At 71.1% G+C, this 14,316-nt stretch carries 11 protein-coding genes; all 11 read left to right on the top strand.

The annotated features are described in order from the left end of the window. Positions 1 to 819 precede the first annotated feature (819 nt). The 11 genes from WMF22_RS50850 (at position 820) to WMF22_RS50800 (ending at position 14,299) form a co-directional block, all read left to right on the top strand. Positions 820 to 1,884 carry a hypothetical protein gene (locus tag WMF22_RS50850; protein WP_438034438.1) on the top strand — a complete coding sequence of 355 codons (1,065 nt, stop codon included), beginning with the start codon at positions 820 to 822 and terminating at the stop codon, positions 1,882 to 1,884. A 218-nt stretch (positions 1,885 to 2,102) separates the two neighbouring features. Then, positions 2,103 to 2,699 (top strand): tRNA-(ms[2]io[6]A)-hydroxylase, encoded by a 597-nt coding sequence (locus WMF22_RS50845; protein ID WP_437297063.1) that lies wholly within the window; start codon positions 2,103 to 2,105, stop codon positions 2,697 to 2,699. A 19-nt stretch (positions 2,700 to 2,718) separates the two neighbouring features. Continuing rightward, entirely contained in the window at positions 2,719 to 4,179 is a 1,461-nt protein-coding gene (locus tag WMF22_RS50840; RefSeq protein ID WP_438034437.1) for a hypothetical protein, read from the top strand. A 172-nt stretch (positions 4,180 to 4,351) separates the two neighbouring features. Further along, the gene (locus WMF22_RS50835) at positions 4,352 to 4,834 is read left to right on the top strand and encodes an ATP synthase F0 subunit B (protein WP_437714918.1); all 483 of its coding nucleotides are present in this window, start codon (positions 4,352 to 4,354) and stop codon (positions 4,832 to 4,834) included. Continuing rightward, positions 4,831 to 5,826, top strand: a complete 996-nt coding sequence (locus WMF22_RS50830; RefSeq protein WP_438034436.1) for a F0F1 ATP synthase subunit B family protein — start codon at positions 4,831 to 4,833, stop codon at positions 5,824 to 5,826. The genes WMF22_RS50835 and WMF22_RS50830 overlap by 4 nt, the downstream gene beginning before the upstream one ends. Then, positions 5,823 to 6,365 (top strand): ATP synthase F1 subunit delta, encoded by a 543-nt coding sequence (atpH, locus tag WMF22_RS50825; protein WP_438034435.1) that lies wholly within the window; start codon positions 5,823 to 5,825, stop codon positions 6,363 to 6,365. The genes WMF22_RS50830 and atpH overlap by 4 nt, the downstream gene beginning before the upstream one ends. A gap of 116 nt (positions 6,366 to 6,481) precedes the next feature. Continuing rightward, on the top strand, positions 6,482 to 8,374 hold the full coding sequence (atpA, locus tag WMF22_RS50820; RefSeq protein WP_438034434.1) for a F0F1 ATP synthase subunit alpha: 1,893 nt from the start codon (positions 6,482 to 6,484) through the stop codon (positions 8,372 to 8,374). A gap of 6 nt (positions 8,375 to 8,380) precedes the next feature. Next, positions 8,381 to 9,352, top strand: a complete 972-nt coding sequence (gene atpG / locus WMF22_RS50815) for an ATP synthase F1 subunit gamma (protein WP_438034433.1) — start codon at positions 8,381 to 8,383, stop codon at positions 9,350 to 9,352. 202 nt (positions 9,353 to 9,554) lie between these two features. Next, on the top strand, positions 9,555 to 10,160 hold the full coding sequence (locus WMF22_RS50810) for an L-threonylcarbamoyladenylate synthase (RefSeq protein ID WP_437297057.1): 606 nt from the start codon (positions 9,555 to 9,557) through the stop codon (positions 10,158 to 10,160). Positions 10,161 to 10,724: 564 nt separating this feature from the next. After that, on the top strand, positions 10,725 to 12,095 hold the full coding sequence (locus WMF22_RS50805) for a hypothetical protein (RefSeq protein WP_438034432.1): 1,371 nt from the start codon (positions 10,725 to 10,727) through the stop codon (positions 12,093 to 12,095). Next, on the top strand, positions 12,020 to 14,299 hold the full coding sequence (locus WMF22_RS50800) for a tetratricopeptide repeat protein (RefSeq protein ID WP_438034431.1): 2,280 nt from the start codon (positions 12,020 to 12,022) through the stop codon (positions 14,297 to 14,299). Before WMF22_RS50805 ends, WMF22_RS50800 begins: the two co-directional genes overlap by 76 nt. The last annotated feature ends 17 nt before the right edge of the window (positions 14,300 to 14,316 follow it).

The raw sequence follows: 14,316 nt of genomic DNA, 5'->3' as shown, positions 1-14,316 counted from the left end.
CGCTGCTCTGAAGTCCGCTCCACGAAAATAGGTTTCGGGGGCGACCGAAAGAACCGTCGCCCCCAACTTATCCACAGGTCTCACAGCGAGGACTCGCCTCTAACTCCTGGAGATCTCTATGTTATTCTGAATGTAATCGAAGGGCGTGTCGACTTTTCAACAGTCCGCCCACGGCCGCTTCGTCCTCGGGGAATCGTCCACATGCGCCCGCCAACTGCGGGTGAACAGTACAGCCCTCCTGTACCTGGGCCCGGCCCGGCTGCAGCCGAGCACGCCGATCGAGGTGGGGGTACAGCCGTCGCGTCGAGGTCCATCGCATTGAAAGACAGATCGGCACAGCCGTCCCCCATACCGCCTCACAGAGCTCGGTAACCCGCAGCGCCCCTTTCGAGGCCACCCTTTGGAGGACCCGGTGCGGCACGGAACCGCCCCGAGGACGAATCGGAGGTAGCACCGGGTGAGTCCGGGCGTCTATCCCCAACTGCGAAACTTGGCTCAAGTATCCGATACCATTGTTATAAATTCAGTCCCTGACACACTGCGAAGCCGGCTTCGCGTCGACCGAGCTCTGGCTGCCGGACACGAGGCGCCAAAACTCCCGACGCGGGGCGGTGATTTTTACGACGCGCTCACGATTGCAGAGCAAAACCCGCTCATCTCGTCGTCAAGAGCCTCGACGTGGCGGGTTTTCCAGCTTTTTGAGGAAGACGGAGTTCGTCCAGCACAGAGCGACCGAGGTTCGCCGGTTTTCAGGAGCCGAGAATTTGCCCCCGGGGTCCAGGTGTGCGGTATGGCGAGGCGATGTCGTCAGGGATCCGGTTGACAAGGGGGGCACTCCTGGCGCAGCGGCCGGAGGGGGCGTCGCGCCGGGCGGCGGCCGCCTGGCGGGCCGGGGCCCTCTCGGCGGCAGGCGCGCTCCTGATGGCGTCGGCCGCGGGGCCGGCGGCGGCGGCTGACGAGCTGCCGCCCCAGCTCGCCTACGCCTACGGAGAGAATGAGACGCCCCGCGCAGCGGCCTTCGGGGGCGCGCTGCGCGCCCTCGGGAACGGGACGTCGGCCGTCTTCCTCAACCCGTCCGCCATGGTGGAGACCCGCGTCTACCACCTCCAGGCGCTCTTCCAGGGGAGCCCCGAGGCCGGCCGGCACGCTTACGGCGGCGTCGTCGTCGACTCGGTCACCGGCAAGCTCGCCGGGGCGCTCTCCTTCGTGGGTGGCTTCGTCGACATGGACGACGGCGGCATCAAGCGCTCCTACCTCGACGTGCGGGCAGGCCTCGCCTACCCCCTCACCGAGCGCGTCTTCGTCGGGCTCACCGGCCGTTACGCCAAGATCACGCAGGACGGGACCCTGCTCGAGGGCGGCCTCGGCGACAGCTCCGTCTCGGGCGGGCTGCGCGCGTGGGATAACGGGAAGCTCGTCGGCCGGCACTCCTTCGTGGACGAGTTCACGTTCGACGCCGCGCTCACCGTCAAGGCGACCGACAGCCTGTACATCGCGGCCGTCGGACAGAACCTCACCTATCCGGACAACGGGCTGCTCCCCACGACGGTCGGCGGCGGCATCGGGCTCGGCACGGCCGACTTCTCGATCGAGGTCGACGGGCTCGCCGACCTCAACTCTTACCGCGACACCACCTTCCGCCTCATGGCCGGCGGCGAGTACCTCGTCGCCGATCACTTCCCGCTCCGCGCCGGCTACCGCTTCGATCAGGGCGCCGACCAGCACGCGCTGTCGTTCGGGCTCGCCTATGTGGGGACCCAGTTCGCGGTCGAGGGCACCGTGCGGCGGGCCCTCGCCGGCGGAGGACCCACCACGTTCGTGGTCGGGCTCGCGTACCACCTCGAGTCGAGCGGGCTGACCCGCGGCTCTTCGGACAGCTTCTAGAGCGACGGCCACCCGCGTCGGATACGGGCCCACCTCGACGTTTTCGGTGCTCAGCGCACCGGAGTGCGCTTGCGCGCCGAAAACGCCGATCTGGGCCCGTCTCCTGTGCGGGTGACCGTCGCTCTGCGACGCGTCCAGAGCGATCTCCGCGGCCGCGCCGGCCTCGAAGACTGGCTCCCCCTTCTCGCCGCGGCGCGGCTGCTCTAGGTCGGCCCTGCGTGCTGTGCCTGACCCTACCGACCGACCCGCGCTGGGCTGACGTGGCGCTCGCCGATCTGCCGGCGCTGCTGACCGATCACGCGCACTGCGAGATGAAGGCGGCGTCGAACGCCCTGTCCCTCGCCGCGCGCTGGCCGTCGCTCCCGCGCCTCGCGCGGGCGCTCGTCGACCTCGCCGAGGAGGAGCTCCGGCACTTCCGCGCGCTGCTCGACGTGATCGAGCAGCGCGGCCTCGCGCTCGGCAAGCCAGAGACCGACGTCTACGCGAGCGAGCTGCGCAAGGCGGCATCGAGCACCTGCGCGCGCAACGCGAAGGCCGCGCTCATCGATCGGCTGCTCGTCGGCGCGATCATCGAGGCCCGCTCCTGCGAGCGCTTCAGGCTGCTCGCCGACGGGCTCGCGGCGCGCGAGCACGAGCTCGCGCCGCTCTACGAGGAGCTGTTCGCGTCGGAGGCCCGGCACTACCGGACCCTCGTCGACCTCGCCGTCGAGGTCGCCGGCGACGAGGACGCCACCCGAGGCCGGCTGGCCGAGCTCGCGCGCGCCGAGGGCGAGATCGCCGGGCGGCTCGGGACGGCCCCCGCGGTGCACGGGTGATGCACGGGTACATGGCGTCATGAGCATGGAGATCGATCTGATCCGCCTCGACCGGGACGTCGCCCGCGCGGAGCGCGCGTGGCGCGCGGCGCACGGCGACCTCGCCCGGCGCGGTCCGGCCCCCCCCGCCTCAGACGAGGACGGCCCGAGCGCGGCCGAGGCGAGGGCCAGGCTCGAGAACCCGCTCGATCCCTTCCGGCGCGTCAGCTCGCGGTCGACCTACCTCGAGCTCACCGGCAAGACCCCGGGCCTCGGCGCGGAGCTCGGGCTCGCGAGCCCGACGTCGCCCGCCGCGCCGGACCCGACCGGCCTCGCGGCCCCCCTCGCCGACTGGGTCTACGCGCTCACGCTGGAGCGCGTCCTCTGGGCCGACCGCGTCCGGCTCGCCGCGGCCTGGCACGCGCCGCTCGTCACGATCGACCTGCCCGAGCCGGCGCGGATGTCGCCCCACGAGGCGCGGCTCAGGCTGCTCGCCGACCCGACGAGCGCCGGACGGCAGATCTTCGCCGAGGCGCTCGCCCGGGGCTCCGGCGCGGTCGCCGACGCCGCCCGCGTCCTCGTCGAGCGGAGGCACGAGGCGGCGCGGCGGCTCGCGGAGGAGGGCCTCCGCGCGATCGAGATCCCCTGCGACCCTCCCGGCGCGGCGATCGGCGCCGCGGAGGCGGTGCTGCGCCGGACCGAGTCGGTGATCGCGCTCGAGCCGACCTGGCACGCCGCGCTCGGGCGCGCCGTCGGCCGCGACGCGGCGTCGGGGTGGCCAGCGCGGCTCGGCCCGCGGTGGATCGAGGAGCTGTTCCGCGCGACGAAGCTGACCGAGGGCGTCGCGATCGATCTCGGACCGCTGCCGCGGCCGCTCGGCGCGGCGTCGTTCGCGCGCGCGCTCGCCCGCTTCGGCGCGGCGCTCGCGCGTGGTGGTGGAGCGCGCGGGCCGTTCGCGCTCTCCCGCGCGCCGTTCGATCTCCGGCAGGCGCGCCGCGCCGCGCTCTTCGGCGGCCTCGTCGCCGATCCCGTCTTCTGCGCCCGCGCGCTCGGGCTCGGCCGTGGCCGCGCGCTCGATCAGGCGCGCGCCACCGCGCGCAGCCTCCTCCTGTCGCTGCGCCTCGAGGCCGCGACCGTGGCGCTCGTGTTCGGCGCCGGCCAGGACGGAGGCGGGCACGTGCTGCTCCGGGCCTCGCGCGATCGGAGCGACCGCTTCGAGGAGACCACCGCGCGCGCGCTCGGCGCGCCGATCCCGGGCGCGCTCGCCGGGGTCGTCCCTGCGCTCGATCCCGGCGCGGCGGTCCGGCTCGCCGGGGCGCTCCTCGCCGCGCGCGATCGGCGCGGCCTGATCGAGCGCTTCGACGAGGACTGGTTCCGCAATCCGCGCGCGGCCGAGGCCATCCGTGACGAGGACGGCGCACGCGCGCCGGCGCCGCGCGCCGGCGAGGGCGATCTCGAGGCGGGCCTCGACGAGATGATGCGCTCGCTCGCGGGCCTGTAGCGCGGGCCCGTCGTGAGGAGACGTGATGTTAAGGAGGGGCTCGTCCGCTCTGCGAGAACCCTTCCAGCTTTGACTGACACGTGCTAGTGCCGGCTCGCGAAATCGCCCCCCTGAGGGGCGTGGGGCAGCGAGCGGCTCGCGCTGCGCCGCCCTCGTCGCCGAACAAGCACCCGTGAACCCGAACGCAATGCACCCACTCCTCGCGTCCGGCGCCAGCCCCATCGCCGTCGACTTCGATCTGACGTTCCTGGCGCAGGTCGTCCTGTTCTCGACGTTCGTCGTCGTGCTCAAGCCGCTCCTGTTCGATCCGCTGCTCCGCGTCTTCGAGGAGCGCGAGCGGCGCACCGACGGCGCCAAGCGGGAAGCGCGCGAGATGGACGAGCGCGCCGGCGAGCTGCTCACCCGCTACGAGGCCGAGATCGAGAAGGTCCGGCGCGAGGCCGGGATCGAGCGAGAGCGCCTCCGCGCCGAGACGGCGAAGATCGAGGCGCAGATCATGGCCGAGGCCCGGGCCGAGACGGCGCGCATCCTCGAGGACAGCAAGGCGAAGATCGCGGCCGAGGTCGCCCGCATGCGCGGCGAGCTCTCCGCCGCCCAGCCCGCGCTCGCCGCGGAGATCGCCGCCAGCATGCTCGGCCGCGAGGTGCGCCAGTGAAGAAGCCGCTCCGCCGCTCCTCGCTCGCGCTCGGCCTGGCCGCGGCGCTCGCCGCCGGTACGGCGCTCGCGCAGCAGCCGGGCTCCGACCCGGCGCTGCCCCCCGGGCACCCGCCCATCCCGGCGCCTGCCCAGGCGCAGCCGGGCTCGCCGCAGATGCCGCAGCGCCCGCGCGACGCGCAGCCCGGCCGGCCGCTCGGGCCGGGCGGCCGCCAGCTCCCGCCGGGGCACGGGCTCCGGCCGCCGGGCATGCAGCCCGGCCGCGCGCGCCCCGCGCCGCCGCCCGCGCAGCCCGAGCACGCCTCCCACGGGGACGGGCACTGCCCCGGGCACGGCCCGACGGATCCGCCGCCGCACGTCAACTGGTGGCACGGCCTCATCGGCGTGAACAACGAGGCGGCCGCGAAGGGCGGGATCAACGCGCTGCTCTGGCGCTACCACAACGACCAGAACCCCTGCGATCCGAAGAACGAGCCGCCGCCGTTCCTCGCGTCGGTCCTGAACTTCGGGCTGCTCGCGCTCATCGTCGTCCGCTTCGGGAGGAAGCCCATCGCGGAGGCGCTCAAGAAGCGCAAGCAGACGATCACGCAGGAGCTCGACAACGCGTCGCGCCTCAAGCAGGAGGCCGAGCAGCGGCTCGATGAGTACGAGGACAAGCTCACGCGGCTCGAGGAGACGCTCGCCGAGCTCAAGGCCGAGCACGCGGCGCAGGCGGAGGTCGAGAAGGCCCACGTGCTCGCCGAGGCGGAGCAGCGGCGCGTCCGGATGCGGCGCGACGCCGAGTTCCGCGCCGAGCAGGAGCTCAAGGCCGCGCGCGCCATGCTCCTCCAGGAGGCGGTGCAGAACGCCGTCGCCGCGGCCGAGGAGCTGCTCCGGCAGCGCATCGGCCAGCAGGACCTCGACCGGGTCAACGAAGAGTACCTGAAGGCCATCCCCGCGGCCGTCTCCGCCGGCGCGCGCCGCGGAGCCCAGACCACCGGAGCAGCGACATGAGCTACGAGTCCGTCGCCCGACGCTACGGGCGCGCGATCTTCGAGATCGGCAAGGAGACCGGGACCCTCGCGGCCCTCGCCAGGGAGATCGGGGACGCCAGCGCGATGTACTCGGCGAGCGAGGAGCTCCGCCTCGTCCTCGACAACCCGCTCATCCCGGAGGCCTCGCGCGAGGAGCTGCTCCGCGAGCTCGGCGGCCGCGCCGCCTTCTCGGAGGTCACGAAGAACACCCTCCTCCTGCTGGCGCGGCGCCGGCGGCTCGCGGCGCTGCCCGAGATCGCGCGGCAGCTCGCGCTCCTCGTCGATCAGGACCAGAACGTCGCCCGGGCCGTGGTGACGAGCGCGGGCCCGCTGAGCGACGGCTACCTCGACCGGCTCCGGGCCGAGCTCGAGAAGGCGACCGGCAGGAAGATCTCGGTCACCCACAGGCAGGACCCCTCGCTCATCGCGGGCGTGGTGACCCAGATCGACGATCAGGTGATCGACGGCAGCCTCCGGACCCGGCTGTCGAGCTTCCGTGACAACCTGCTCAGGACCTGAGGGGACGCGAGAAAGCCCCCCTGTTTCATGATGGGTCGTGGCCCGGCGCTCGGCGCCCCCTCGACCTTGACGACGTTGACTCCGCAGCCCAAGCGTCTCCCGACAGAGGACTCCGCATGCAGCTCCGCGCCGAAGAGATCTCCCAGATCATCAAGAAGCAAATCCAGAATATCGACAAGGCCGCTCAGGTCACCGAGACGGGCACCGTGCTCACGGTGGGCGACGGCATCGCCCGCGTGCACGGCCTGAGCCGCGCGATGGCCGGCGAGCTCGTCGAGTTCACCGGCTCGGAGGGCGGCAGCCTGATGGGGCTCGTGCTGAACCTCGAGCAGGACAACGTGGGCGCCGCCATCTTCGGCGACACGAGCTCCATCAAGGAGGGCGACGCCGTCAAGCGGACCGGGCGCATCATGGAGGTGCCCGTCGGCGAGGCGACCCTCGGGCGCGTCGTGAACGCGCTCGGCATGCCGATCGACGGCAAGGGGCCGCTCGAGACGAAGGAGCGCCGCCGCGTCGAGGTGAAGGCGCCCGGCATCATCCAGCGCCAGCCGGTCACCGAGCCGATGCAGACCGGCATCAAGGCGATCGACGCGATGATCCCGGTCGGCCGCGGCCAGCGCGAGCTCATCATCGGCGACCGGCAGACGGGCAAGACCGCCGTCGCCGTCGACGCGATCATCAACCAGAAGGGCAAGGGCGTCATCTGCGTCTACGTCGCGATCGGCCAGAAGCTGTCGACGGTGCGCCAGGTCGTGGACAAGCTCGATGCGCACGGCGCGCTGGAGTACACGATCATCGTCGCCGCGACGGCGAGCGAGACCGCGCCGCTCCAGTTCATCGCGCCGTACACCGGCGTGACGATCGGCGAGTACTTCCGTGACAGCGGGCGCCACGCGCTGTGCATCTACGACGATCTGTCGAAGCAGGCGGTCGCGTACCGCCAGCTCTCGCTCCTGCTCCGCCGCCCGCCGGGCCGCGAGGCGTACCCGGGCGACGTCTTCTACCTCCACTCCCGGCTCCTCGAGCGCGCCGCGAAGATGGCCGACGTCTTCTACGTCGTGTCGAAGGGGACGAAGATCGAGGGCGGCGACGCCTCGTACCGCGGCGTCGACGGCAAGGCGCACGTCGGGGCGCACGGGATGCACTCGGCGAAGGACTCGCTCTGGAAGACGATCGACGGGGCCCTCTTCGAGAAGCTCGAGCAGGCGCGCAAGGACGAGAAGAAGGACGAGATCAAGAAGCTCGAGCAGCAGCTCTCGGACAAGGCGAAGGCGAGCGACTACGAGATCGTCCGCGATCCGAAGTCGGGCGGCTCGCTCACGGCGCTGCCGGTCATCGAGACGCAGGCGGGCGACGTGTCGGCGTACATCCCGACGAACGTCATCAGCATCACGGACGGGCAGATCTTCCTCGAGGCCGACCTCTTCTACTCCGGCGTCCGCCCGGCCATCAACGTCGGCATCTCGGTCAGCCGGGTCGGCGGCAACGCGCAGATCAAGGCGATGAAGTCGATCGCCGGCACGCTCCGCCTCGACCTCGCGCAGTACCGCGCCATGGCGGCGTTCTCCCAGTTCGCCTCGGACCTGGACGCGAAGACCCGCGCGCAGCTCGAGCGCGGCGCGCGCCTCACCGAGATCCTGAAGCAGGGCCAGTACGTGCCGCTGGCGGTCGAGAAGCAGATCCTCATCATCTACGCCGGCACGCAGGGCCTGCTCGACAGCCTGCCGGTGAGCTCGCTCTCGCGCTTCGAGGAAGAGCTCTACAAGTTCGTCGAGGCGAAGCACCCGCAGATCTTCACGGACATCCGCGAGAAGAAGGTCCTCGACGACGACCTCAAGTCCCGGATGACCAAGGCGATCGACACCTTCAAGAAGCGGTTCGCGGTGGAAGCGGGCGGCGCGTCGACCGCGGCCGACGAGGACGGCGCGGGCGACGACGAGGAGGAGGCGCCGGCGCCGAAGGCCAAGTCGAAGAGCGGGAAGAGCGCCTCGAAGGCAAAGGAAAAGTAGGCAGCCGTGCCCAGCCTCAAGTCCATTCGCAAGCGGATCTCCAGCGTCAAGTCGACGCAGAAGATCACCCGCGCCATGAAGATGGTCGCGGGCGCCAAGCTCAACAAGGCGCAGCTGCGCATCACCGAGCTGCGGCCCTACGCCGTGAAGGTGCAGGAGGTGCTCTCGGCGATCACGCGCGACGCGGCTCCCGCGGCCGAGGCGCTCGCGGCGGAGGGGATCGGGGCGGAGGGCGAGGCGGGCGCGCCCGCCGGCGGCGAGGGGGCGCTGCACCCGCTGCTCGTGACCCGCCCGGAGCGGCGCGTGCTGCTCGTGGTGCTCACGAGCGACCGCGGGCTTTGTGGCGCCTTCAACACCAACATCAACAAGCGCGCCGAGCGCGAGTGGAAGAGCCGGACGGAGGCGGGCCAGGAGGTCCAGCTCGCGATCATCGGCCGCAAGGGTCGGGACTACTTCAACCGCCGCGGCGCGCCGATCCTCGAGTACCTGGCCGGGGTCTGGGACAAGCTCAACCTCGAGACGGCCCAGGCCGTCGGCGCGAAGCTCCTCGCCCCGTTCAACAAGGGCGAGATCGACGCGATCTACCTCGTCTACAACGAGTTCAAGAGCGCCATCACGCAGACGGTCGTCGTCGAGCGGCTCCTGCCGCCCGCCGGCGGTCCGGCGAGCGAGCAGGAGCAGGGGGAAGAGGGCGGCCACGGCGCGCCCTCCGCGGCGGCGGAGTTCCTCTACGAGCCGGACAAGGGCGCGCTCCTGGAGCGGCTCGTGCCGATGTACGTGGACATCTCGATCCTGCGCGCGCTCTACGAGTCGATGGCGAGCGAGCTCGGCGCGAAGCTCACGGCGATGGACGCCGCGAACAAGAACGCCAAGGAAGTGATCGACAACCTGACGCTCGAGTACAACAAGGCGCGTCAGGCGGCGATCACCAAGGAGCTCATGGAGATCATCGGCGGCAGCGAGGCGCTCAAGGAGTAGCGAGCCGCGCCGCGCGCCGGGATCTTCGATCGCCGCCTCGGGCCGGCCGCGCGTGCGGCCGGCTCGCGTCTCGGGGCTTCGCCCCGCCTCGCTTTCACTCGCTTCACCTGCAGCGCCCGCACCCGGCTGCCCCGACGCTGGCCGAACATCCGCGCAGCCAGCACTGGCGAAGCCGACCGGGCTGCCCCATGGTTGCGTTCCCGTGCTCCAGCCCATCAACCCCGATCACCCGGAACCCCGCAAGATCGCGCGAGCGATCGATCTCATTCAGAAGGGGGAGGTCATCGGCTACCCGACCGATACCGTGTACGGGTTCGGGTGCGACCTGATGAACAAGGCGGCTATCGAGCGGGTGTATCAGATCAAGGGGATGCGCCAGAACAAGAACCTGGCGTTCATCTGCCCGGATCTGAGCGACATCGCGCGCTACGCGATCGTCGAGAACCAGACGTACCGCATCCTCAAGCGCTACCTGCCCGGGCCGTACACCTTCATCCTCCCAGCGACGCGCGAGGTGCCGAAGTACGTGCACCTCAAGCAGAAGACGGTCGGCATCCGCGTGCCGAACCACCCGGTCGCGCTCGCGCTGGTCCGCGCGCTCGGGCGGCCGCTCATCAGCACGACAGCGGCGCCGCCAGGGGAGGATCCGATCATCGATCCGGGGGAGATCGACGACCGGTTCCCGGGGCTCGCCCTCGTCCTCGACGCGGGGACCGGCGGGTCGGTGCCGACGACCGTGATCGACCTGAGCCAGGGCGAGGTGCAGATCGTCCGCGAGGGCGCGGGGCCGACGGACGATCTGGTCTGAGCGAGGGCGAGAGGAAAAGCGGGGCGTCCGAGCCCCTCTCCTCGGGCCTCCCCCTCTACCCTCGCGAGCTCGGCCAACGGCCCTCGCTGCGCTGCGCAACGAGCAGCATCCTCGGGCCGACGCTCCCTCCTCGCAATGCGGGGCGAGCCGGTTGCAACGCTTGATGCAAGCGTTGAAATGGGCCACTCGGGCGACGAGTGAGCCATCTCAAGCGCTGAAGTGTGCCACTCGGCGACTTAAAAGGCCATCTCAAGCGTTGAAGTGTGCCACTCGGCGGCCTGGGAGGCCTTCTCAAGCGTTGAAATGGGCCACTCGGTGACCGAGGAGGCTTTCTCAAGGTTTGAAACCGGCGTCCGCGCCTCCCAGCACCGCCTTTCAAGGGATGGACGGCTCGACAGCACGCGATCCGAGCGGAGTCGCTGGGCGTGGCTGCGCGCAAGCGCCCCCATGGAGGCGCCGCGCCACGCCGTGTTCCTCTCGCGCGCGAGCCGCGCTGCCTGGGTCCGCGTCCGGCGCACGGGGGCCGAACAGGTGCTCCGGTGCTGGGTCTGCTAAGGTCGTGCCGTGTCGCGCCGGGCCGTCTGGGAGATCATCTACAAGCGATTCGACCCTTTCCGTCCGGCGGACAACCGGGCGTGGCGAGCCGAGCGGGTGCGGAGCCCTGCCAGCCGAATCGTCCAGCGTGTGGCCATGCCGTTCGGGGACACGCGGGCGCTCGTCACGGGCACGACGGGCACCGGGAAGTCGACCGAGCTCCTCCGCATCGCAGAGGCGCGCAGCGGCCAGGACTTCGTCATCGTGCTCGACCTGCACCGCCATTTCGCCGAGGTCGTCGGCGACGAGCAGGCCCTGCGCAACGTGGGCGCCTGGGAGGTGGTGTTCCTCGCAGGCCTCGCCCTCGTCCGCGCGGCCAGCGAGCTCCTCCCCTACCCCATCCCCCCGCCCCATGTCGCCGATCTCTCGGCCGCGTGGGAGAAGGTTGCGCGCGCCACCGAGACGCCCGGTGCACAGGCCGCCGTGGACGCGGGCGCGCTGGCGAAGGCGATGGTGGTGCTGGCCTCCGCAGGCCTGCCGCTGCTTGGCGCGCCCGCCGCGGCGGCGGGCACGGTCGGGCTCAAGGTGCTCGAAGCGGCGTCCGGCGCGCTCAAGTGGAACCTGCCCATCGGCCAGGCTGCACGGCGGCGGCGCGATCAGGACGCTGAGATGCAGACGCTGCTTCAGGCCGTCAACGTCCTCATCGGACACGTGCAATCGAAGGCGACGCGGATCCTGCTGCTCATCGATGGGCTGGACCGGATCGTCGAGCTCGATCGGGCGGAGGCGCTGTTCATCGAGTCGGAGATGATCGCGCAGCTCGAGTGCCGCGTGGTCGTGAGCGGCCCGTTCGCGCTGCGATCGAGCCCCGTGGCGAGCGCGATCCCGCGCTTCAACCTGATCCTGCCGCTCGTCAACGAGCCGGTCATGGATCACCGCGATCCGACGCAGCGCGGGCCCGGGCTCGATTTCTTCTGCGAGCTCTACGCGCGGCGCACCGCCGATCTGGGCGCGCCGGATCTCGTCGCGCGGGCGGAGCTAGAGCGGCTCGCTTACTACTCCGGCGGCAGGGCGCGCGATTTCGTGAAGTTGATCCGAGCGCTCGCCGAGCAGGCCTGGCTCGAGGACGCGCCGCACGCGACGCCGGCGCTCGTCGACGCGGTGCTCGACAGCATGCGCCGGCTGCTCGAGACCGGCCTCGATGAAGGTCATATCGAGGTGCTCGAGGCGGTGATGGCGAACCCGCGGCACCGCATCCCCTCCGACGGGAGGGCGCGCGAGCTCCTCACGTACGGCCACCTCCTGCCCTATCCGAACGAGTCCGAATGGTATTACCCCCATCCGCTCCTGACGATGCACCTGCTCCGGCCGATCGCGCGCTCCACGAGCGGCTCCGCCTGATCCTGCGGCTCGGCGAGGCAGGCGTCCTCGTCCTCATCGACCAGGCGCGACCCGAGCGGCTCGGGTCCCTCGTGCGGGCGCTCGCCATGGGCGAGCCGGACCTTTTCGTGCACACCGACGCGACGCAGCTTGCCCGTGCGCCGAAGGGTGCCGTGGTCGTGCTCGTGCCGGACGCCGCGCAGGCGGGGTGGCTGAACGTGGAGCGGCCGATCCTGGCGGAGCGGGCGCTCCGGGTGATCCTGTTCAGCGACGCAGCGACCTCGGCGGCCCTGGCGAGGAAGGCGCCGGATTTCTTCCACTGGATCTCCCATCGGCTGGAGTGCCCGAGAGGGCCGTGGCCGCCGGTGGTCTGGGGGATCCGGGCGGCAGACGAGCGGGGCTGGGGGATGTTCTGGCAAGAAGGAGATCTCGATGAGGCGTTCGCGGCGGCGCTGCCAGCGAGCACGCGGGTGCGCGTGTCCGCGACGGCGCCGTATCCGGCGCTGGTGGAGGCGATCCGGGCGGCAGACGGCGGCTGGATCGAAGCCTGCGAGGTCGACAGCTTCTTCGAGCTGCGCCGCCTGCGTTGGGCGCTCGTGGAAGCTGGGCGGAGAGAGCCGCTCGTGACCGAGCGGGTCGTGGCGCGCGGTCGAGCCGCGATGTCCGGTACCGGCAGCATGGGCCTGCTAGAGGTGGACTCGCGTCCAATGCCGCTCGCGCAGGCGATCAGGGAGCTCGAGGCCGCGGGAGCCGAGGGCGCTGGACGGCTCGCGGCGCTCCTCGATTTCGAGTGCGATGCGGTCACGACGGCGGTCAGGCTGCTCGAGGCAGGCCTCCCGCAGGCGCGGCTCGACGATGTTGCGCGCGCAGCGGGTGATCCGGTGCAGCGGCTATGGCCGCTCTGCAGCGCACATGGCATCTCGCCGGCGCGAGGAGTGGGGACGTCCCTGCTGCGCACCAACATCGCGCCTCGTCGGGATCTCCGTTTCTCCTGCGAGCAGCTCATCGCCGAGCGCCGCTGGATCGGTGCTGCGCGCGGCGCCATCGCGGACGGGGATCCGATCGTGGCCGTCCACTGGGCGCAGCGCGCGCTGGCAGAGGAGCGCGGCAACATGGATGCCGCTCGCACGCTGGGTGTGGCGCTGGCCGACGGAGGGCAGCTGGGCAGGGTCCGGGAAATCCTGCGCGAAGTTTTCGCCGAGAGCGAGCTGAAGGAGCACGCCGAGCTGGTCGATGAGCTGGTCGGTGTGATCCAGTCGATCGACCTCTCGGGAGCCCGTAAGCAGTTGGAAGAGGCGCTGACGCTCGTGGACGATCACGATGTCGAGCCCTCCCTCGAGGGCGCGAACGTGCTTCGCGAGCTGGCTCAACTTCAAATCGCCGCCGGCAATCTGACCGGCGCGCGCACCAAGCTGGAGGAGGCATCGTCGCTCCTGACGAGGACGCACGGGACCGAGGAACACCCGCGCGTCGCCGCCTCGCTGCGCGACCTCGCTCGCGTCCTCTTCGCGCAGGGTGAGGTGCCGCGCGCGCGCGAGCTCCTGGAGCAGGCGCTCCGTATCGAGACGAAGGTGCACGGAGACTGGCACCCGCGCGTCGCCGCCTCGCTGCGCGAGCTCGCCCGCGCCCTCTTCGCCCAGTCGGATTCGAGAGGGGCGCGCGAGCTCCTCGAGCGGGCGCTACAGATCCAGCTGCGGGTTTACGGGACGGGAGAGCATCCTGGTGTCGCCGATTCGCTCCACCACCTCGCCCGGGTCCTCTTCGCGCAAGGCGAGCTGCCGTACGCGCGGCAGCTCCTGGAGCAAGAGCTGAGCATCAGGACGAAGATCGAGGGGGCGAACGCTCCCGAGGATATCAGCGCCTCGCTCGAGTCGCTGTCCATGGTGCTCCTGTCCCAGGGCAACCTCGGGGGGGCACGCGAGGCGCTCGAGCGCGCGCTCCCGATGCTCGAGCGCGTTCACGGGACCGCCCGGCACCCCGAGGTGGCCGTCATGGAGGGGAACCTGGGAGCTGTGCTCCTGGCCCTGGGCGAAACGGAACGCGGTATCGCTTTGCGCCGTCGAGCGCACGAGACGCTGCGCAGTCAGCTGGGGCCCGATCATCCGTTGACCCGCGACATCGGGAGGAATCTTCCACGCTCGGCCAGCCAGACGGAGGCTGCGGAGCCTCATGCCATCGAGACCACAGAACGCATGCTGAAAGCACGCAACGCGCCGAGCTCGTGATGGCCCCTTCTACCCGC

It is taken from the genome of Sorangium sp. So ce204, assembly GCF_051526795.1.
GTDB lineage: Bacteria > Myxococcota_A > Polyangia > Polyangiales > Polyangiaceae > Sorangium > Sorangium cellulosum_B.
This window is presented reverse-complemented; position numbering and strand designations above follow the sequence as displayed.